The sequence below is a fragment of the Streptomyces corynorhini genome (assembly GCF_003346515.1).
Lineage (GTDB): Bacteria > Actinomycetota > Actinomycetes > Streptomycetales > Streptomycetaceae > Streptomyces > Streptomyces corynorhini.
The window spans coordinates 57719-78389 of record NZ_QQNA01000002.1; the positions used below are offsets into that span (position 1 = coordinate 57719).

At 72.9% G+C, this 20671-nt stretch carries 18 protein-coding genes; 7 read left to right on the forward strand and 11 right to left on the reverse strand.

The window, feature by feature from the left end:
* Positions 1-7: 7 nt before the first annotated feature.
* Positions 8-1240 (reverse strand): sensor histidine kinase, encoded by a 1233-nt coding sequence (locus tag DVH02_RS00510; RefSeq protein WP_114621691.1) that lies wholly within the window; start codon positions 1238-1240, stop codon positions 8-10.
* A gap of 5 nt (positions 1241-1245) precedes the next feature.
* Positions 1246-1899 (reverse strand): response regulator transcription factor, encoded by a 654-nt coding sequence (locus DVH02_RS00515; RefSeq protein WP_114621654.1) that lies wholly within the window; start codon positions 1897-1899, stop codon positions 1246-1248.
* Positions 1900-2233: 334 nt separating this feature from the next.
* Here DVH02_RS00515 and DVH02_RS35435 point away from each other — a divergent pair, with 334 nt between their 5' ends.
* Positions 2234-2410, forward strand: a complete 177-nt coding sequence (locus tag DVH02_RS35435) for a hypothetical protein (RefSeq protein ID WP_199566112.1) — start codon at positions 2234-2236, stop codon at positions 2408-2410.
* Between the two features lie 295 nt (positions 2411-2705).
* Here the strand turns inward: DVH02_RS35435 and DVH02_RS00520 are convergent, their stop codons facing one another.
* Together DVH02_RS00520 and DVH02_RS00525 are read right to left on the reverse strand one after the other, a co-directional pair.
* Positions 2706-3521 carry an inositol monophosphatase family protein gene (locus DVH02_RS00520; RefSeq protein ID WP_233517963.1) on the reverse strand — a complete coding sequence of 272 codons (816 nt, stop codon included), beginning with the start codon at positions 3519-3521 and terminating at the stop codon, positions 2706-2708.
* Between the two features lie 11 nt (positions 3522-3532).
* Positions 3533-4660, reverse strand: a complete 1128-nt coding sequence (locus tag DVH02_RS00525) for a ferrochelatase (protein WP_114621655.1) — start codon at positions 4658-4660, stop codon at positions 3533-3535.
* A 146-nt stretch (positions 4661-4806) separates the two neighbouring features.
* On the opposite strand from DVH02_RS00525, the gene DVH02_RS00530 reads away from it, so the two are divergent.
* Both DVH02_RS00530 and DVH02_RS00535 read left to right on the forward strand, forming a co-directional pair.
* A complete protein-coding gene (locus DVH02_RS00530) occupies positions 4807-6078 on the forward strand; it encodes an MFS transporter (protein WP_114621656.1) in 1272 nt (423 codons plus the stop codon).
* Positions 6014-7357 carry a D-arabinono-1,4-lactone oxidase gene (locus DVH02_RS00535; RefSeq protein ID WP_114621657.1) on the forward strand — a complete coding sequence of 448 codons (1344 nt, stop codon included), beginning with the start codon at positions 6014-6016 and terminating at the stop codon, positions 7355-7357. The genes DVH02_RS00530 and DVH02_RS00535 overlap by 65 nt, the downstream gene beginning before the upstream one ends.
* A gap of 46 nt (positions 7358-7403) precedes the next feature.
* Here the strand turns inward: DVH02_RS00535 and DVH02_RS35440 are convergent, their stop codons facing one another.
* Positions 7404-8357 (reverse strand): hypothetical protein, encoded by a 954-nt coding sequence (locus DVH02_RS35440; RefSeq protein WP_199566113.1) that lies wholly within the window; start codon positions 8355-8357, stop codon positions 7404-7406.
* 490 nt (positions 8358-8847) lie between these two features.
* Between DVH02_RS35440 and sepH the strand changes: the two genes are divergently transcribed.
* On the forward strand, positions 8848-9888 hold the full coding sequence (gene sepH / locus DVH02_RS00545) for a septation protein SepH (protein WP_114621658.1): 1041 nt from the start codon (positions 8848-8850) through the stop codon (positions 9886-9888).
* Between the two features lie 204 nt (positions 9889-10092).
* Here sepH and DVH02_RS00550 read toward each other — a convergent pair whose 3' ends face one another.
* Positions 10093-10926 carry a sulfurtransferase gene (locus DVH02_RS00550; RefSeq protein ID WP_114621659.1) on the reverse strand — a complete coding sequence of 278 codons (834 nt, stop codon included), beginning with the start codon at positions 10924-10926 and terminating at the stop codon, positions 10093-10095.
* 229 nt (positions 10927-11155) lie between these two features.
* On the opposite strand from DVH02_RS00550, the gene DVH02_RS00555 reads away from it, so the two are divergent.
* Complete coding sequence (locus DVH02_RS00555; RefSeq protein WP_114621660.1) at positions 11156-11935, forward strand: VOC family protein; 780 nt, start codon at positions 11156-11158, stop codon at positions 11933-11935.
* Between the two features lie 112 nt (positions 11936-12047).
* Here the strand turns inward: DVH02_RS00555 and DVH02_RS00560 are convergent, their stop codons facing one another.
* From DVH02_RS00560 to DVH02_RS00575, 4 genes are all read right to left on the reverse strand, one after another.
* On the reverse strand, positions 12048-12698 hold the full coding sequence (locus tag DVH02_RS00560; protein ID WP_114621661.1) for a thymidine kinase: 651 nt from the start codon (positions 12696-12698) through the stop codon (positions 12048-12050).
* Positions 12699-12736: 38 nt separating this feature from the next.
* On the reverse strand, positions 12737-13933 hold the full coding sequence (locus tag DVH02_RS00565) for an alkaline phosphatase family protein (RefSeq protein ID WP_114621662.1): 1197 nt from the start codon (positions 13931-13933) through the stop codon (positions 12737-12739).
* Entirely contained in the window at positions 13933-14529 is a 597-nt protein-coding gene (locus DVH02_RS00570; protein WP_114621663.1) for a DUF5998 family protein, read from the reverse strand. Before DVH02_RS00570 ends, DVH02_RS00565 begins: the two co-directional genes overlap by 1 nt.
* Before the next feature lie 98 nt (positions 14530-14627).
* Positions 14628-17558, reverse strand: coding sequence for a bifunctional acetate--CoA ligase family protein/GNAT family N-acetyltransferase (locus tag DVH02_RS00575; protein WP_114621664.1), 2931 nt, complete (start codon positions 17556-17558; stop codon positions 14628-14630).
* A gap of 151 nt (positions 17559-17709) precedes the next feature.
* Here DVH02_RS00575 and DVH02_RS00580 point away from each other — a divergent pair, with 151 nt between their 5' ends.
* Positions 17710-17991, forward strand: a complete 282-nt coding sequence (locus tag DVH02_RS00580) for an HPr family phosphocarrier protein (protein ID WP_114621693.1) — start codon at positions 17710-17712, stop codon at positions 17989-17991.
* A 471-nt stretch (positions 17992-18462) separates the two neighbouring features.
* A complete protein-coding gene (locus DVH02_RS00585; protein WP_114621665.1) occupies positions 18463-19683 on the forward strand; it encodes a S8 family peptidase in 1221 nt (406 codons plus the stop codon).
* A gap of 140 nt (positions 19684-19823) precedes the next feature.
* Here the strand turns inward: DVH02_RS00585 and DVH02_RS00590 are convergent, their stop codons facing one another.
* Entirely contained in the window at positions 19824-20513 is a 690-nt protein-coding gene (locus tag DVH02_RS00590) for a GntR family transcriptional regulator (protein ID WP_114621666.1), read from the reverse strand.
* Positions 20514-20671 lie beyond the last annotated feature (158 nt).

Here is a 20671-nt window from a genome sequence, read left to right on the forward strand (position 1 = left end):
CAGTCTCTCAGACCGGGAGAGTGACCCGCATCATGAGCCCTCCCCCCTCGCGGGGTTCCGCGAAGATCCGCCCGCCGTGCGCGCGGGCCACGGAGCGGGCGATCGACAGGCCGAGGCCCACTCCCTTGTCGCTCCCGGTCCGCTCCGTCCGCAGCCGCCGGAACGGCTCGAACAGATTGTCGATCTCGTACGCGGGAACGACGGGACCGGTGTTCGATACCACCAGGACCGCCTGGCCCTGCTGGGACTCGGTGGTGACCTCCACCCATCCCCCTTCCGCGATGTTGTACCGGACCGCGTTCTGCACCAGGTTCAGGGCGATCCGCTCCAGCAGGACACCGTTGCCCTGGACCACCGCGGGCACCCGCTCCCCGCGGATCTCCACCCCCTTCGCCTCCGCCTCGGACAGCGCCTGGTCCACCGCGCGCGTGGCCACCTCGGCGAGGTCGACCGGTTTGCGCTCCACGATCTGGTTGTCGCTGCGCGCCAGCAGCAGCAACCCCTCCACCAGCTGTTCGCTGCGCTCGTTGGTGGCCAGCAGGGTCTTGCCGAGCTGCTGCAGCTCCACCGGGGCCCCCGGATCGGAGAGATGGACCTCCAGCAGGGTGCGGTTGATCGCCAGCGGGGTGCGCAGCTCGTGCGAGGCGTTGGCGACGAACCGCTGCTGCGCGGTGAAGGCCCGCTCCAGGCGCTCCAGCATCTCGTCGAAGGTGTCGGCCAGCTCCTTCAGCTCGTCGTCCGGGCCGTCCAGTTCGATCCGGCGCGCCAGGTCGGAGCCGACCACCCGGCGGGCGGTGCGGGTGATGCGGCCGAGCGGCGACAGGACCCGGCCCGCCATCGCGTACCCGAAGGCGAAGGCGATGACACTCAGCCCGACCAGCGCGAAGAGCGAGCGGCTGAGCAGATCGTCCAGGGCCTGCTGGCGCTGGTGGTTGACGCAGGCGTTCATCGCCACGTTGAACTGCTCGGGCGGCGCCGACTCGGGGAAGTTGCAGACGTCGCTGCTGACCTTGCCGCTCACGATCTTGAACGGCAGCTCGCTGCCCACGTGCAGCGCCTGCGCGGCCAGCAGATAGATGATCGAGAGCAGCAGGATGCCGGCGATCAGGAACATCCCGCCGTAGAGCAGCGTGAGCCGTATCCGGATGGTCGGTCGCACCCACGGCAGGCTCTGCTCGGGCCTTCTGGGGTCCCAGGTGGGCTTCGGGGGCGCGGTGGGCGGCGCCGGGGTGGTGGCCACGGGCATCAGATCCGGTAGCCGGAGCCGGGCACGGTGACGATGACGGGCGGCTCGCCGAGCTTGCGGCGCAGCGTCATCACCGTCACCCGTACGACGTTGGTGAAGGGGTCGGTGTTCTCGTCCCACGCCTTCTCCAGCAGCTGTTCGGCCGAGACGACCGCGCCCTCGCTGCGCATCAGGACCTCCAGGACGGCGAACTCCTTGGGAGCGAGCTGGATCTCCTTGCCGTCGCGGAAGACCTCGCGCCGGTTGGGGTCGAGCTTGATCCCGGAGCGTTCCAGTACGGGGGGCAGCGGCACCGTCGTACGGCGGCCGAGGGCCCGAACCCGGGCGGTCAGCTCACTGAAGGCGAAGGGTTTGGGCAGATAGTCGTCCGCGCCCAGCTCCAGCCCCTCGACCCGGTCGCTGACGTCACCTGAGGCGGTGAGCATGAGGACACGGGTGGGCATGCCCAGCTCGACGATCCGGCGGCAGACGTCGTCACCGTGGACGACGGGCAGGTCACGGTCGAGCACCACCACGTCGTAATCGTTGACGCCGACCCGCTCCAGGGCCGCCCCTCCGTCGTACACGACGTCTACGGCCATGGCCTCCCGGCGCAGTCCGGTGGCCACCGCATCGGCGAGCAGCTGCTCGTCCTCGACGACGAGTACGCGCACGTCGTTCTTCCTTCCTCTGGGCCCGTCACCCGTGATCAGGGCAGGTTGTAGCAGTGCATGTGCGGCCCCATCCTGCCCGTATCGGCCATAAACCGGCGGTAAGACGATGCCGGTGACCTGCGGCGGCCGGGAATGGAGTGGATTTGTTGAGGTGTTGAGGTTTCTCGGAGGCAGCGGCCGGGGAAGACGACTTCACACCCGAGATCACGCCCTGTCTGTGGCTTGCCACACCCTTGTCCGGCCCCCGGACGGCTGTCCTCCAGTAGACAGAGGGCCTCTGATCTTCCCGCCGTCGGCACACCCCCGTGCCACTGACCCACGACGAGGGGGCGCAATGGACGCGTTCACCGCCGGGCTTCTTCAGCGCATAAAGGCCACGGAGACCGATCTGACCCATGCCCGCGAGACGGGCGACGACTTCCTCGCGGATGTCGAACAGGAGGAGCTGGAAGACCTGCGTCGGCTCGCCGCCGAGCACGGAGTGGAGGTCGGCGCCGCCAGCGGCGCCTGATCCGGACACCCCGCGCCCGCCCCCGGTGCGAGCGACCGGGACGGCGAGCGAGCAGGACCAGCACAGCGAGAGCCGCAGTCGATACCTGAGACGGACATCAGCAGTCGGACATCAGTAGTCGGATATCAGCGCGGACGAACGTACGAATATCCGATACGGAGAAGGGCCCTGGCGCCGAGGGGACGGCACCGGGGCCCTTTCCCGTGTCCGGGGTCACGGGGTACGGAGTCACGGTGTACGGGGTGTCGCGGTGTACGGGGTGTCAACGGAGTACGAGGTGTCGCGGGCGCCCGGCTCAGTCGTGCCAGGCGCCGTACTCCTCCAGCAGCTCCAGCAGGGGCTCGAAGACGCCTGGCGGGGCCGCCACGGTGAGATCGAAGCCGGGAGGTGTCCCCGGCCGCCCCCCGGTGCGCGCGCCCGCCTCGCGGGCGATCAGGGCTCCGGCGGCCAGGTCCCAGGGGTGCAGCCCGCGCTCGTAGTAGCCGTCCAGCCGGCCGGCCGCGACGTCGCAGAGGTCGATGGCCGCCGAGCCGCCGCGCCTGATGTCCCTGAGCCGCGGGATCAGCCGCTGGGCGACGTCCGCCTGGTGGGCGCGGACGGTGGTGACGTAGTTGAAGCCGGTGGACACCAGCGTGCGCTCCAGTGGAGGCGCCGGACGGGTCGCGAGCCCGCGGTCGCCGAGGAAGGCCCCGCCGCCAAGCACGGCGCGGAACGTCTCGCCGCGCATCGGTGCCTCGACGACGCCGACGAGGGTCTCGCCGTCCCGCTCGGCGGCGATGGAGACGGCCCAGGTGGGCAGCCCGTAGAGGTAGTTGACCGTGCCGTCCAGCGGGTCGATGACCCAGCGGATCCCGCTGCTCCCGGCCGAGCTGGCGCCCTCCTCGCCGAGGAAGCCGTCGTCGGGGCGGTGCTCGGCGAGGTAGCCGGTGATCAGCTTCTCGGCGGCGATGTCCATCTCGGTGACGACGTCGATGGGGCTGGATTTCGTGGCGGCCACGGCGAGATCGTCGGGCCGGCCGTCGCGCAGCAGGGCGCCTGCCCGGCGCGCCGCCTCCAGGGCGAGGCCGAGCAGTTCTGCGGTGAGGGCCGGGTCGGGCGGTGCGTCGGTCACGGCGGGCTCCTTCAGGCGTACGGGCTGTCGGCGCCCGCGGCTGCGGGCTTGGGCGCGCGGGCGGGGCAGCAGCCGACCGGGCAGAGGTCGTGGCTCGGGCCGAGCGCGCCCAGGGCGCAGCGCTCCGCGGGTTCGCCGCGCTCGGTGGCGGCGCGCTCCAGGACCAGGTCCCGTACGGCCGCGGCGAAGCGCGGGTCCGCGCCCACGGTCGCCGAGCGGCGGACGGGGAGTCCCAGTTCCGCGGCCTTGGCGGTGGCCTCCGTGTCGAGGTCGTACAGGACCTCCATGTGGTCGGAGACGAAGCCGATGGGTGCCATCACGACGGCGGGCACGCCCGCGCCGTGCAGTTCCTCCAGGTGGTCGCAGATGTCCGGCTCCAGCCACGGGATGTGCGGGGCGCCGCTGCGCGACTGGTAGACGAGGCGCCAGGGGTGCTCGACGCCGGTCTCCTCACGGACGATGTCCACGATCAGCCGGGCCACGTCCAGGTGCTGGGCCACATAGGCGCCGCCCTCGCCGTGCGCCTCGGCCGGGCCCGAGGTGTCGGCCGCCGCGTCCGGGATGGAGTGGGTGGTGAAGGCGAGGTGCGCTCCCGCCCGTACGTCCTCGGGCAGGTCGGCGAGGGAGGCGAGCACGCTCCGCGCCATGGGCCGGACGAAGCCGGGGTGGTTGAAGTAGTGGCGCAGCTTGTCCACCCGGGGCGGTTCGATCCCCTCCGCCGCCAGGGTGGCGAGCGCGCCCGCGAGGTCCTCGCGGTACTGGCGGCAGCCCGAGTAGGAGGCGTACGCGCTGGTGGCGAGGGTGACGATCCGGCGCCGGCCGTCGGCGGCCATCTCGCGCAGCGTGTCGGTCAGATACGGCGCCCAGTTGCGGTTGCCCCAGTACACCGGCAGATCGACGCCGTGCTCGGCGAAGTCCTTGCGCAGCGCGTCCAGCAGGGCGCGGTTCTGGTCGTTGATCGGACTGACGCCGCCGAACAGGAAGTAGTGCTGCCCCACTTCCTTGAGCCGCTCCTCCGGGATGCCCCGGCCCCGGGTCACGTTCCGGAGGAACGGGACCACGTCGTCCGGGCCCTCGGGGCCTCCGAAGGACAGCAGGAGCAGGGCGTCGTAGGGGGGATTCGCGTGCTGTTCGGGCATGTTTCGATCCTGCCATCAGCCCCGTACCTCCGGACAGCAGCCCCCGCCCGACGCGGCGTGACAACGGCCGGAAAAAGCGGGCGCGCGCCGTCGCCGGGGGGCCGTAATCTGTACCGGCCAGATTCGATCCTTACCGGAGCGTCCCGTTGCCCAGTTCCTATCAAGCGATCTTCGCCGCTCCCGGTACCAGGGGATTCAGCGCCGCCGGCCTGCTCGGCCGGATGCCGCTGGCCATGATGGGCATCGGCATCGTCACGATGATCTCGCAGCTCACCGGGCGTTACGGGCTCGCGGGGGCGCTCTCCGCGACGCTCGCGCTGTCCGCCGCGGTGCTCGGCCCGCAGATCTCCCGGCTCGTCGACCGGCACGGCCAGGCACGGGTGCTGCGCCCGGCGACCCTGGTCGCGGTCGCGGCCGTCGGCGGACTGCTGATCTGTGCCCAGCGCGGCGCCCCCGACTGGACCCTGTTCGTCTTCGCGGCGGGCTCGGGGTGCGTGCCGAGCGTGGGTTCGATGGTGCGGGCGCGCTGGGCGGAGATCTACCGGGACTCCCCGCGCGAGCTGCACACCGCGTACGCGTGGGAGTCCATCGTCGACGAACTCTGCTTCATCTTCGGTCCGATCATCTCCATCGGGCTCTCCACGGCCTGGTTCCCGGAGGCGGGCCCGCTGCTGGCGGCCGTGTTCCTGCTCGCCGGGGTGGTCTGGCTGACGGCCCAGCGGGCCACGGAGCCCGTACCGCGGCCCAGGGAGGAGCACACCGGCGGCTCCGCGCTGCGCTCGCCCGGTCTGCGGGTCCTGGTGGCCACCTTCACGGCGACCGGGGGGATCTTCGGGGCGGTCGACGTGGTGACGGTCGCGTTCGCGGAGGAGCGGGGGCACAAGGCGGCGGCCAGCCTGGTACTGGCCGTCTACGCGCTGGGGTCCTGTCTGGCGGGCGTGGTGTTCGGGCTGCTGCGTCCGACGGGACCGGCCGCCCGGCGGTGGCTGGTGGGGGTCTGCGCGATGGCCGTGAGTATGATCCCCCTCCAACTGGCCGGGAACCTGCCGTTCTTGGCCGTGGCGCTCTTTGTCGCGGGCCTGTCGATCGCACCCACGATGGTGACCACGATGGCCCTCGTCCAAGCGCACGTACCGCGCACCAAGCTGACCGAGGGCATGACCTGGACCAGTACCGGGCTCGCGGTGGGCGTGGCGCTCGGCTCGTCGGCCGCCGGGTGGGTGGTGGACGCCGCCGGGGCGCAGGCGGGGTACGCGGTGCCCGTCGCGGCGGGCGCGGCCGCGGTCGTGGTGGCGTTCCTCGGGTATCGCCGGCTGCGCGGGCCGGTACCGACGCGAGGAGGGCACGGGGCGGATGACCGGGATTCCGAGGGGCGCGAGCGGAACGACACGGACGAGGCCGGCGAACGCGTGGCGTAACTGGGCGGGGAACGTCACCGCGCGCCCGGCGCGCGCGCTCTTCCCGGCCTCCGTGGCGGAGGTGACGGCGGCGGTGCGGGCGGCGGCCGGGGAGGGGCTGCGGGTGAAGGCCGTCGGCACGGGCCACTCCTTCACCGCCGCCGCCGCGACCGACGGGGTGCTGATACGGCCCGACCGGCTGACCGGCATCCGCGCGATCGACCGGGCGGCGGGGACGGTCACCGTGGCGGCGGGCACGCCCCTCAAGCGGCTCAACGTGGCGCTGGCCGCCGCGGGCCTGTCACTCACCAACATGGGCGACATCATGGAGCAGACCGTCGCGGGCGCGACCTCCACCGGCACCCATGGCACCGGCCGTGACTCGGCCTCGACCGCCGCCCAGATCGTCGCCCTGGAACTGGTCACCGCGGACGGCACGCCGCTGCGCTGCTCCGCCGAGGAGAATTCCGACGTCTTCGCGGCCGCGCGGGTCGGTCTCGGCGCGCTCGGGGTGGTGACCGCGATCACCTTCGCGGTGGAGCCGGTCTTCCTGCTGCGGGCCCGCGAGGAGCCGATGACCTTCGACCGCGTCACGGCCGAGTTCGAGCAGCACGTGGCCGAGAACGAGCACTTCGAGTTCTACTGGTTCCCCCACACCGGCAACTGCAACACCAAGCGCAACAACCGCAGCGCGGGTCCCGCCGTCCCGCCCGGCCGGGTCGCGGGCTGGATCGACGACGAGCTGCTCTCCAACGGCGTCTTCCAGGTGGCTTGTTCACTGGGGCGCGCGATACCGGCGACCATCCCCGCGATCGCCGCGGTCGCCAGCCGGGCGCTCTCCGCCCGCACGTACACGGACATCCCTTACAAGGTCTTCACCTCGCCGCGCCGGGTGCGCTTCGTGGAGATGGAGTACGCGCTGCCCGAGGAGGCGGCCGTGGGGGCGCTGCGCGAGGTCAGGGCGATGATCGAGCGCTCCCCGCTGAAGATCGGCTTCCCGCTGGAGATACGTACGGCGCCCGCCGACGACATCACGCTCTCGACGGCCTCGGGCCGCCGGACCGTGTACATCGCGGCGCATCTGTACCGGGGGACCCCGCACCGCGCCTACTTCACCGCCGTGGAGCGCGTCATGACCGCGCACGGCGGCCGGCCGCACTGGGGGAAGATCCACACCAGGGACGCGGAGTATCTGTCCGGGGTCTATCCGCGCTTCGCCGAATTCACCGCGGTACGCGACCGGCTGGACCCGGACCGCCGGTTCGGGAACGACTATCTGCGCCGTGTGCTCGGAGACTGACCGCGTCCGGCACGGCCGGTACGCCGGGTTCGCCGGGCCGGTGCGGTCATCGGCCGGACGTGTCGGAGGTGCCGGACGTACTCGATGTACCGGACGTGCCGGATGTACCGGAGCCGCTGTCCCGGCCGGTCGCGCCGCCCTGGGCGGGGCCGTCACTCCCCGTACCGCTTCCCGTGTCGCTCGTCGCCGATCCCGCGCTGCCCGAAGGGGTCGGCGCGGGGTCCGTGCCGGACGGTCCGGAACCGTCCGTCCCGGCGGTGTCCGACGGACCGGCGGACGGCTCGGCCGACGACCCGGCGCCGCTGTCCTGCCCCGGCCCTGTGGTCGCTCCGGTGCCGGGCGAGGCGCCGGAGTCCGTGCCCGCGCCGTCCGGCGTCCGCCCCCGGCCGGGCTCCGGCGAGTCCGAGGGGGTGCCCGACGGCGTGGAGCGGTCGCCGCCGCCGACGACGTGGCCGACGGTGGTGCCCCGGTCGCCGGTCAGGTCCTGACCGGCGATCAGTTCGTATCCGCTGATACCGGCCATCGCGACCAGGAAGACGACCGCCGCGGCGAGCACCGGGCGCCGCCGACCGCGGACCCGGGTGCCGTGGGTGGTGGCCGCGCCGAACTCCTCGGGGTCGCCCCCGGCCGGCCCGGGGTCCGCCCGGGTGAGCGCGGACGCGTCCGGGGGGCCTGGCGGTTCGGGCCGTACGGGGACTTGGCGCCCGCCCGGCCGCGCCTGGACCGTGACGACCCGGATCTGCTCACCCGTGCGCCGGAACAGATGCTGGAAGACCGAACCGCCACAGGTGGCGACGACGCTCACGACGCCCGCGCCGATGATCGTGCCGTACACGCCGAGCCGGGAGGCGAGGACCGCGGCCGTGACGGCGGCGAGCGCGCTGCCCGCGACCTGCGGCACGCTCAGTTCGAGCCGCCGCCCCTCGCCCGTCTCCCGCACCTCGTCCGCCCGGCCCTCCCCCGCTCCCGTTCGCGTACCGCTGTCCGACCGCTGATCCATTCACTGCCCCTGCTTGACCATCTGTCCCACCTTGCACCAAGAAGAGACAGCTGGGCGAAACAGATAGTTCCGCTTCCATTGATTCTGTGAAGCAGGACACCCGTGGAGCACCGGCGCTCCACGTCAACTCCCCAGCCCGGAGAGAATGTGGAACGGCGCGGCGGTCCACCTCCGTGGCCCGAATGGAGTACTGTGGCGAGCCCTGGGGCCGGACTCCCTCACGGGGGCCCGGGACTTACGGGAAGGGGGCCGAACGTGGCACTCGATCCGGTGGAGCTGTGGCACCGCGCGGTCGCCTGCTGCACGGAGTGACGGGTATCGTCACCCTGCGTCGCAAAATAGGTAACCGTGCCATCGGCGATCCAGGGCACCTGCCCGACACGCCGGGCAGCACGGAAAGGTTGTGGCAGGCTGCACCCGGGCAGGTCACACTCGACTAGCGGAAGCAGCGACGCACGTGACGTCGGCAGGCACCACCCGGGAGGTCCCCATGCCCGAACTGCGTGTCGTGGCCGTCTCCAACGACGGCACACGACTGGTGCTCAAGGCTGCCGACAGCACGGAATACACACTTCCGATCGACGAGCGGCTGCGCGCCGCCGTGCGCAATGACCGGGCCCGGCTCGGTCAGATCGAGATCGAGGTGGAGAGCCACCTCAGGCCCCGCGACATCCAGGCGCGGATACGAGCGGGCGCCTCGGCCGAGGAGGTGGCCCAGCACGCCGGTATCCCGGTGGACCGGGTCCGCCGCTTCGAGGGTCCCGTCCTCGCCGAGCGCGCCTTCATGGCGGAGCGGGCCAGGAAGACCGCCGTGCGTCGGCCGGGCGAGAACACCGGACCCCAATTGGGCGAGGCCGTCCAGGAGCGGCTGACGCTGCGCGGCGCCGACCGGGAGACCGTCCAGTGGGACTCCTGGCGCCGCGACGACGGCACCTGGGAGGTGCTGCTCGTCTATCTGGTCGCGGGCGAACCGCACTCGGCGAGCTGGACGTACGATCCGCCCCGGCGGCTCGTCCAGGCCGTCGACGACGAGGCGCGCTCGCTGATCGGCGACACGGACGGCACGGTCACCTCGAAGGAGCCGAGCTTCCCCTTCGTGCCGAGGATCGCGCGGCTGCCGCGCGACCGTCCGCTGGATCGTTCCCTCGACCGGCCGATGGACCGGCCCACCGCGCCCGAGCCGGAGGACACGAGCGAACGCGACTCGCTGACCAGCCTGCTGGAGGCGGTGCCGAGCTTCCGGGGCGACATGGTCGTGCCGGAGCGCACGGCGCCCGTCGAGCCCCAGGACACCGAAGAGGACGAGGATCCGGAGGCCGACGAGGAGCCGGTGGCGCCCGCCGCGTCGGCCGGCGCCGGGTCGGCGTACGCGGATGTGCTCATGCCGCGTTCCGTGGCCGGTCACCGCGACCGGCTGACCGGTACGACGGACCGCCAGGCGGAAGCGGACGGCGTGCGTCCGGGCCGCCGGGCGGCGGTGCCCAGCTGGGACGAGATCGTGTTCGGGACGCGCCGTAAGAAACAGGACTGAGCCCTCTCGTTTGCGTCTTGCCGGGCTCCGGCGCCCCGGTCCGATCCGGACGCGGGCCTTCGGGACGCGCTTCCGTTGAGGTCGCACGTCCTTGGGTACGTAAACCGAGGGGCCCGTACTCACCGGACGGTGGTACGTGCTCCGGGGCGCTCCGGGCCGTCACGGTTCGTCCGGGAGCGCCCCGGTGCGTCCGGTCCCGCGCGCTCAGCCGGGGTCGGGGCCCTTGGCGACCGGGCGGGACTCGTCCGCCGACCACTGCGACCAGGAGCCCGCGTAGAGCGCCGCCGGGACGCCCGCGATCTCCAGGGCCAGCACCTCGTGGGCGCCGGAGACGCCGGAGCCGCAGTAGACGCCCACACCGCCTTCGGTGGCGGCGGTGGCGCCCAGCGCCCCGAAGCGGGCCGCGAGGACCTCGGGCGGGAGGAAGGTGCCGTTTTCGGCCACATTCTCCGTAGTGGGTGCCGACAGCGCGCCGGGCACATGGCCGCCCACGCGGTCGATCGGCTCGACGTCGCCCCGGTAGCGCTCGGCCGCCCGCGCGTCGAGCAGCAGCCCGGCACGGGCCAGCGCCGCCGCGCCGTCCGCGTCCAGCAGGGGCAGCGCGCCGGGCACCGGGGCGAAGTCGCCCGCCGCCGGGTCGGGCCGGTCGGTGGTCAGCGGGCCGGTCCAGACGGCGAGACCGCCGTCCAGGACCCGCACGTCGGGGTGGCCGGTCCAGCGCAGCAGCCACCAGGCGCGCGCCGCCGCCCAGCCCTGCCCGCCGTCGTACACCACGACCGGCCTGTCCCCGCGGACGCCCGCACGGCGCATCACGGCGCCGAAGGCGGCCACGTCGGGCAGGGGGTGCCGGCCGCCCGCGCCCGGCGGGCCCGCCAGCTCCGTGTCGAGATCGACGTAGACGGCGCCCGGCAGATGGCCCGCCTCGTACTCCGGGCGGCCGGGCGGTCCGCCCAGCCGCCAGCGGACGTCGAGCAGGACCGGCGGACGTGGGCCGGCCGACTCGCCGGAGAGTTCGGCTGCGGTGATGATGGCTGTCATGGACGTCATCCTCTCGCGGGACGGGCCCGCGCGGCGGCGCCGGGCCGCCCGCCCGTAACGGCGGAGAAATGGACGGTAAACAGCGGATCGAGATCCCGCCAAAAGCGGCGCGGCCGCGGCGCGGGACAAGCCGGTGGGTGCGAGCATCTGCTCGGGTGAGCACGGCCGTTGGCCGCGGCGCCGCCCGGCCCCCGCACGGCCACCACGAAGGTCCGAGGAGAGAGTGACGATGACCGAGGCTGCGATCCGCCGTAAACCCGGCACGCCCTGCTGGGTGAGTCTGATGGTGCACGGCCTCGCCGCGACCGAGGAGTTCTACCACGCGCTGTTCGGCTGGGAGTTCGTCCCCGGACCGCAGCAACTCGGACCGTACGTCCGGGGGCTGCTCGACGGCAAGGAGATCGCGGGCATCGGCCAGTTGCCGCCCGACCGCCATCTGCCGATCGCGTGGATGACCTATCTGGCGACGGACAACGCCGACCTGACGGCCGAGACGATCAGGAGTTGCGGCGGTACGGTCGGCGTCGGCCCGCTGGACGCGGCCGAGGCCGGCCGGATGGCCATAGCCGCGGACCCGGCGGGCTCCGTCTTCGGGATCTGGCAGGCGGCGGCGCACACCGGGACGGCGGTGGCCGGGGCGCACGGCACACCGGTCTGGAACGAGCTGATCACCCGTGAGACCTCCACCGTCGGGAAGTTCTACGAGGCGCTGTTCGGCTACGACGTGGAGGCGACCGTCTCCGCCGACTTCGACTTCGTGACGCTGCGGCTGGAGGGGCGTCCCGTCGCCTCGCTGCACGGGCGGGGCCGGGCGCTGGGCCGCGACCTCGGCTCGCACTGGATGACGTACTTCGAGGTGGACGACACCGACGCCGCCGCGCGGCTGGTGACGGAGCTGGGCGGCCATGTGATCCAGTCGCCGCGCGAGGGGGCGACGGGGCGTCACGCGACGGTCGCCGACCCGGAGGGCGCCGTCTTCAGCGTCGTCCAGTCGGATCCGGTGCTCTGACCTCAGGCGGCCCGAGGGGTGCGGGACGGGCCCGGTCCCGCGCTCCTCGGGCGCCTCGCGCGTTCCGGGGTCGGCCGCGCACCGAGATCCTCGCCGCTCTCCTGGAGCCGGATCATCCGGCCGTGACCGGCAGGACGTCCGGCGACAGCGCCCCGGCGCGGGCCGCCGCGGCCGTCATCTCACGCCGGTGGTGGCGTCGGCACAACACCTCGTAACCCACCTCGGCCGACGTCTGGTTCACGTCTCCCACCACGACCTGGGAGCCCTCGACGACCATGACGCCGTCCAGCGTGCGGGCGTTGTGCGTGGCCCGTGCGCCGCACCAGCACAACGCCTCGACCTGGAGCGTCTCTATCCGGTCGGCCAGTTCGATCAGCCGCTGGGAGCCGGGGAACAGCTTCGTGCGGAAGTCGGTCGTGATGCCGAAGGCGAACACGTCCAGATTCAGCTCGTCCACGACCCGGGCGAGCTGGTCGATCTGGGCGGGCGACAGGAACTGCGCCTCGTCCACGATGACATAGTCCACCCGGCCGCCCTCCGAGAGGAGGCCCACGAGGTGGGCGTAGACGTCCATGCCCTCCTGCGCCTCGACCGCGTTCGTGACCAGTCCGAGGCGCGACGAGAGCTTGCCCTCGCCCGCCCTGTCGTCCCGTGTGAAGATCACACCCCGCAGCCCCCGCGCCGATCGGTTGTGTTCGATCTGCAGGGCCAGGGTGCTCTTTCCGCAGTCCATCGTTCCGGAGAAGAACACCAGCTCAGGCATGAGGGAGTGAGGGCCTTTCTGTCGGGGGCCGCGGCGGGCTACGAGCGTACTTCGAGAAGCGGGACGAGCTGTTCCGCGGGGGTCATCGAGCCGTGCATGCCGACCATCGCGGACTCGTGCGGCTCCAGCCGGGAGGCGATGACGACCACGTCGTCATGGGCGGCGACGACGACGTCGCCGATCCGCCCGTACACCCGCTCGTCCATCGCGCCCGGCGGCCCGAACCAGCCCGCCGCGATCGCCTCGTCGCGGCTCGCCACCCAGAACCGCTCACCGAGCACCTCGCGCCAGACGGTGCGTACATCGGCCGCCGCGCCGGGTACGGCGTAGACGTGCCGGGCCCGGCCCTCGCCGCCCAGCAGGGCGACTCCGGCGCTCAGCTCCCAGTCCTCGTCGAAGTCGATGCGGGACTCCTCGTCGAAGGGGATGTCGATCATGCCGTGGTCGGCGGTCACATAGAGCGCGGCCCGGGGCGGCAGCTGCTCGGCGAGGCGCTGGGCGAGCCGGTCGACGTAACCGAGCTGGCCGCGCCAGGCGTCGGAGTCGACGCCGAAGCGGTGGCCCTTGCCGTCGACCTCGCTGTAGTACGTGTAGACCAGCGACCGGTCCGCGGCGGCGAGCTGCTGGGCGGCCAGGTCCATCCGCTCCTCGCCGGAGAGCCGGCCGAAGAAGGTGCCGCCGCTGAGCGCGATCTTGGTGAGCGGGGTGTGCTGGAAGTCCGGCGCGGACACCTGGGCGGTGTGGACGCCCGCCGCGTCGGCCAGTTGGAAGACGGTCGGGTACGGCTGCCAGACGTGCGGGTCGGTCCAGGGCTTCCAGCGGAGCTGGTTCATCAGCGCGCCCGTGGCGGGGTCGCGGACGGTGTAGCCGGGCAGGCCGTGCGCGGCAGGCGGCAGCCCCGTGCCGACGGAGGCGAGCGAGGTCGCGGTGGTGGCCGGGAAACCGGCGGTCAGGGGGCGGCCGGTGTGGCCGCGCGACGTGCCGAGCAGCGAGGTCAGATAGGGCGCTTCGTCCGGGTGGGCCTTGATCTGCTCCCAGCCGAGACCGTCTATCAGGAAGACGCAGTTCCGGTCGGCCGGGGTCAGTTCGGGCAGGGCCGCGGTCATATCCGGTACGCCCTGACCGGCGGCGAGGGTGGGCAGCAGATCGGCGAGCGAGCCGCTGCCGTACTCGGGCAGCGGCGCGGTGGCGAGGTCGAGCGGGACGGGGTCCTGCCAGAGGGGCTGGGCGGCCATCAGCGGCCGGCCGCCGCGGTGGCGGCGGTGGCCTCGGACAGCGCCTGCGCGAAGGCGAGCGCCTGGCGGACGGTGTCGGGGCCGTCCCCGGCCTCGCTGACGCGCAGGCTCAGGTCGTCGGCGGTGGAGCTGCCGGTGTAGCCGTGGTCGGCCTCGCAGTTGGGGTCACCACAGGCGGCGGGCTCCAGGTCGATCCGGGAGACGGCGCCCCAGCCGATGGTGAGCACGACCTCGCGCGGCAGCGTGCCGGGCTTGTACGACTCGGGGTTGGCGACGACGCGGCTGACCACGACCGACGAGATGCGGTCGATCTTCACCGATTCGGTGGAGGTGGTGGCGTACGGGGTCGGGGAGCTGGAGTCGGCGGCCTGCTCGTCGGTGTGGCTGACGATGAAACGGTGGGCCGTCAGCACGAGGACGGTCACATGCCGCCGTACCTCGTTGGCGTCGAAGGTGGTCTCCTGGTGCACCACGTACGACGTGATCGGCTCGCCACCGACAGCGGCCTCCACCGCCTCGGCCACGAGAGCCGGGTAGTAGCCGCTGCGCTCGATCGCCGTGCGCAGCCCCTGGGTCGTCGTACCGGTCTTCGCCATGGGAGTCATCCTACGGGGGCGGGATGGCTGCCGGAGACGCCCGTGCGGCAGGCCGGGGCGTCCCGTACGGCCGGGTACCGGCTCGCCGCCCGAGCCGCTCAGTAACTGGGCAGCCGCCGGGGGCCGAGGTCGTCGCGGGCGGGCGGCGGCGCGAGGCGGACGCTCGCGCCCAGGACGGACAGCCCGTGCGGCGCGACCACGACGGGCTCCAGGGTGACGGAGACGATCTCGGGGTGGTCGTCGACCAGCCGGGAGACGCGCAGCAGCAGCTCCTCAAGGGCGGGGGTGTCGACGGGCGCGGAGCCGCGCCAGCCGAACAGCAGCGGGGCGGTCCTGATCGATCTGATCAGCTCGGCGGCGTCGCGGTCGGTGACGGGCACGAGCCGGTGGCCGAGGTCGCCGAGCAGTTCGGACGGCGCCCCCGCGAGCCCGAACGAGAGGACCGCGCCCGCCGCCGGGTCGATCGCGGCGCGTACGACGGTGTCCACCCCGCGCGGCGCCATGGCCTGCACCACGGGGCGCAGCTCGGCCGGGGTGCCGAGGGCGCCGGTCAGCTCGCGGTGGGCGAGCCGCAGTTGTGCCTCGTCGGCGAGGTCGAGGCGGACGCCGCCGAGGTCCGCGCGGTGGCGCAGGTGCGGCGCGGTCGTCTTGAGCGCGACGGGGTGGCCGAGGCGCGCCGCCGCGGCCACGGCCGCGTCGGCCGTCGGCGCGGGCAGGGTGGGGCGGACCCGGATGCCGTAGAGGGCCAGCAGTTCCCCTGCGTCGCCGGGGGCCAGCGGCACGCCGTGCGGGTCGGGCGCCCGGCCGAGCAGCCGCTCGATCAGCGCGGCGGCGGCGCGCTCGTCGATGGCGTCGTCGAGGAACTCCGGCACCTTGCCCGGCTCGGCCGCCTGCCGACGCCACTGGGCGTAGCCGACGGCCTCGGCGAGGGCTCTGACGGCGCGCTCGGCGGCGGGGTACGCGGGAATGCGGGCGCCGTCGAGGGCGCCCGGGGACTGCTCACGGTGGTTCCTGTGGTTCCCGTGCGTCTCTTGTGCCTTGTGGTCCCCGTGGGCCTCCTGGGCCTTGTGGTCCCCGTGCGTCTCTTGTGCCTCGTGGTCCCCGTGCGCCTCCTGCGCCTCCTGCGCCTCCTGCGCCGGGGCGCGCGGCGGGGGCGCGGACAGGGCCTCGGCCAGGCCGCCGATCTCCAGGTGGACCACGGCGACCGGTTTCGCCGGGGCGTCGGCCGCCGCCTCGCGCAGGGCGGCGGCGAGGGCGGTCGCGAGACCGTCGCCCTCGGCGGTCGTGGCGCCGCGCTCCCCCGCGTAGCCGCTCTCCCCCACGTAGGGGATGGCCGACACGACCACGGCGTCGCACGCCCGGTCGCGCAGGACCTCGGACAGGGCGGTACTGAAGTCGTCGGGGGTCGCGGCGGTGGTCAGGTCGCGGGGCGGCAGCGGGCGCAGCCCCTCGGTGAGGCAGGCGTCGTAGGTGAGCAGGCCGAGGGACTCGGAGTTGCCGAGGATGGCGACGCGCGGCCCGGCCGGAAGCGGCTGGTAGGCGAGCAGGAGGCCCGCGTCGACCATCTCGGTGACCGTGTCGACCCGGATCACCCCGGCCTGGCGCAGCAGGGCCGAGACCGTGGCGTCCGGGATACGGGTGGCGGGCACCGCGTGGCCCGGCGGCTCGCTGCCGCTGTGGCGCGCGCCCTTGACGACGACGACCGGCTTGACCGCCGCCGTACGCCGGGCCAGCCGGGTGAACTTGCGCGGGTTGCCGATGGATTCGAGGTAGAGCAGGGCGACATCGGTGTCCGGGTCCTCGTACCAGTACTGGAGGATGTCATTGCCGGAGACGTCCGCCCGGTTGCCCGCCGAGATGAACGACGACAGCCCCGCGCCGCGCCGGTGCAATCCGGCGAGCAGGGCGATGCCGATCGCGCCCGACTGGGTGAACAGCCCGATCCGGCCGAGGTCGGGCGGCCGGGGCGCGAGCGAGGCGTTGAGCCGCGCGGCGGCGGCCGTGTTGATGATCCCGAACGCGTTGGGGCCGATGACGCGCATCCCGTACGAGCGGGCCTGGCGCACCAGTTCGCGCTGGCGGGCCCGGCCCTCGGGTCCGCTCTCCGCGTAACCCGCGGAGATCACCACCAGACCCCTGACGCCGTGCCGGCCGCAGTCGGCGACGGCCTGCGGCACCTGTGCGGCGGGGACGGCGACGACCGCGAGGTCGACCGGTTCGCCGATTCCGGCGACCGAGCGGAAGGCGGGGACGCCGTCGATCTCGCGCCGGTCCTCGGCGAACGCCCGGTTGACCGCGTACACGCGGCCGGTGAAGCCCGCGCCGGTGAGGTTGGCGAGCACGGTGCGGCCGACCCCGCCCGGCGCGCGGCCGGTGCCGACCACGGCGACGGAGCCGGGGGTGAGCAGGCGCTGCACCGAGCGCGCCTCGGCCCGCTGCTCGCGGCCACGCTGTACGGCCAGGGACTCGGCGGTGGGTTCGAGATCGAGGGTCAGCCGTACGGAACCGTCCTCGTAGCTGCGCTTCTGCGTGTAGCCCGCGTCCCGGAACACCTTGATCATCTTGCCGTTGGCGGGCAGCACCTCGGCCGCGAAGCGTCGGATGCCCCGCTCGCGGGCGACCGCGGCGATGTGTTCGAGGAGGGCGGAGGCGACCCCGCGCCCCTGATGCGCGTCCTGGACGAGGAAGGCGACCTCCGCCTCGTCGGCGGGAGCGGAGGCGGGCAGTCCGCGCGCGTCGATGCGGTCGTACCGTACGGTCGCGATGAACGCGTCGCCCACCGTCACCGCGAGCCCCACCCGGTCCACGTAGTCGTGGTGGGTGAACCGGTGCACGTCCTTGTCGGAGAGGCGCGGGTAGGGGGCGAAGAAGCGGTAGTACTTCGACTCGTCGGAGACCTGCTCGTAGAAGCTGACCAGCCGCCGCGCGTCATCGGTGGTGATCGGCCTGATCCGGGCGGTGCCTCCGTCGCGCAGCACCACGTCCGCTTCCCAGTGGGCGGGGTACGCGTGGTCCGGCGGCGGCTCCATGCACCGATCCTATGGCGACCGGCCGCCGGAGTGCGGCCCCCGGAGGCCGTTCGGCGGTCCTGACCGGGGGCGACGCGGGTGCGCCCGCTCGTACATGAGACGCTGGATCAGACACCGTTTTTACGACTTTTTAGACTTGAAGGGCAACACCATGGCTGAGCGCCGCGTCAATGTCGGCTGGGCCGAGGGCCTGCACGCCCGTCCCGCTTCCATCTTCGTCCGCGCCGCCACGGCCGCCGGCGTGCCCGTGACCATCGCGAAGGCCGACGGCAGCCCGGTCAACGCCGCCTCGATGCTCGCGGTGCTCGGGCTGGGCGCGCAGGGCGGCGAGGAGATCGTCCTCACCTCCGACGCCGAAGGCGCCGAGGAGGCGCTCGACCGGCTGGCGAAGCTGGTCGCCGAGGGGCTCGACGAGCTGCCCGAGACGGTCTGAGTCCTCCGCAGTCCCCGGAAGCCCCCGGAGCCCCCTCCCGCGCCACCACCGCTCCCGTATCCGCCCCGTCCGGGCGGGTGCGGGAGCGGCGTCGTGTGCGGGAGCGGTGTCATGTGTCGGGAGCGGTCCGGCGCGGGAGCGGTCCGGCGCGGGCGGTGTCGTGTACGCGACGGGCGGATGACGGGCCCGCGCACCGGCCACGCGTCCCTTCGCCCCGCGTTCTCCCTGGTGGTCGCGGGCCCCGGCCCGCCCGGCGGTGCACCGCCGCGCGCGGAATCCATTTCCTCTTCATGTCAGGGATATGACAAGACGCCAATTCCCTTGTTCTACACGGGTAGTTGGTGCCACCTTTTAACCCGTCAGCAGGTGGACACCGCACTTCCGGTTAACACCTGCGAACACGTGCACTTCCCCCATCGGCGCGCACCCCACCTCGCCGCGCGCCAATTCACCGAGGAGGAACCCCTCGCGATGACAGTGATACGTGAGAACAGCCGCTCCACCCGGCGCAGATTCGCGACCGCGATCGCCGCGGCCGGCGCTGTCGCGCTGCTCGGCACCGGCGCGGCGCTCCCCGCCCACGCCGCTCCGGCCGAAGGCCGGATCCTCCACGCCGGGTCCCCCACCGCGGTCAAGGACAGCTACATCGTCACGCTCAAGGAGGCGGCGGGCTTCTCCGCGTCCTCGGCGGCGGGCAAGGGCCTGGTCTCCGAGTACGGCGGCAAGGTCGCCCGTACCTTCGACGGCGCGCTCAACGGCTACGCGGCCAAGCTCACCGCGACCCAGGCCAAGCGGCTCGCCGCCGACCCGGCGGTCGCGCTGGTCGAGCAGGACCAGAAGGTCCATGTCGACGCCACCCAGACCAGCGCCCCCTGGGGTCTGGACCGGATCGACCAGGCCGCCCTGCCGCTGAACGGCACGTACACCTACCCGGACTCGGCCGGCTCCGGCGTGACCGCGTACGTCATCGACACCGGCATCCGCATCACGCACACGCAGATCAGCGGCCGGGCGTCGTACGGCTACAACGCGATCACCGGCTCCACCTCCGCCAACGACGACCAGGGCCACGGCACCCACGTCGCCACCACGATCGCGGGCACCACCTACGGCGTGGCCAAGTCGGCCAAGGTCGTGGCGGTCAAGGTGCTCGACAGCAGCGGATCCGGCACCACCGCGGGGGTGATCGCGGGCATCAACTGGGTCACCAACAACGCCGTCAAGCCGGCCGTCGCCAACCTGTCCCTCGGCGGCGGCGCCAGCACCACGCTCGACACGGCGGTCACCAACTCGATCGCCTCCGGCGTGACCTACGCGGTCGCGGCGGGCAACGACGGCGCCCTGGCCTCCTCGTACTCCCCGGCCCGGGTCGCCAACGCGATCACCGTGGGCGCCACCACCAGCACGGACGCGAAGGCCAGCTACTCCAACTACGGCTCGGCCGTGAACATCTTCGCGCCCGGCTCGTCCATCATCGCGGGCTACAACACCAGCGACACGGCCACCGCCACGCTCTCCGGCACCTCCATGGCCACCCCGCACGTCGCCGGCGCGGCCGCCGTGTACCTGGCGGGCCACACCAGCGCCACGCCCGCCGCGGTGCGCAGCGCCCTGGTCGCGGGCGCCACCTCCGGCACGCTCTCCAGCGTCGGCACGGGTTCGCCCAACCTGCTGCTGCGGCTGGTCTCGTAACAGACCGGCGTTTCACCGGCGCGTGACAGCGTGACCGAGCCGTGGTCCACGGAATTCAGTGGGCCACGGCTCCTTTTTATTCACGCGGGCAGCAGTGAAAGATCCCCGCTCAATTCATGTCTTTGTATACGGCTCGATTGTTAATGAGGAGCGCTCGCGATGTTTACGGCATGTTGCGAAGCCCTCACCTTTTCCCGGCCGCGCTCCGGGCGGCGGAGCCGGTGCGCCGAGGCGGTGCGCTCCGCGTGCAGCGCCGTCAGGGACCGCGCCCGCTCGGCGTCGCCGCGCGCCACCGCGTCCACGATCGCGCCGTGCTCGGCCCAGGACTCGACGGGGTGGGCGGGCTGCTCGACCAGGTACATCCAGGCGATCTTGTGCCGCAGCTGGGTGAGCAGCGCGATGAGCGCCGGGCTGCCGGACGCCTGGGCTAGCGTCTCGTGGAACCAGGTCCCCAGGGAGCGCAGATCCTCGCCCTGGCCGCGTCTGGCCCGCTCCTGCCCCAGCCTGACCAGGCCGCGCAGCACCTTGAGGTGGGCCTCCGTGCGGCGCTGGGCGGCCCGCGCCGCGCCCAGCGGCTCCAGCAGCAGCCGCACCTCCAGGAGGTCCGCCGCCTCCTGCTCGGTGGGCTCGGCCACACACGCGCCGACATGGCGGCGCGTGGTCACGAAGCCCTCCGACTCCAGTGTGCGCAGGGCTTCGCGCACCGGGACGCGCGAGACGCCGTAACGCCGCGCCAGGTGCTCCTCGGTGAGTCTGCCGCCCCGCTCGAACAGACCGGAGACGATGTCGTCGCGAATCGCCGTGCATACCGAGTGCGCGGGAATGCGCATGTCCGAACCTCCGCCTTAATCCGCGCGAAACGCAGCCGATTGACGCCTGTTCCGTGACTCTATTGCAATCAACGCGAATTTCCGAAGGGTGCCCGAAATCCATGGATATCTTTTGGCCAACGGCGGCGGACCGGGACGGCGCGTGACGGAGCGGAGCG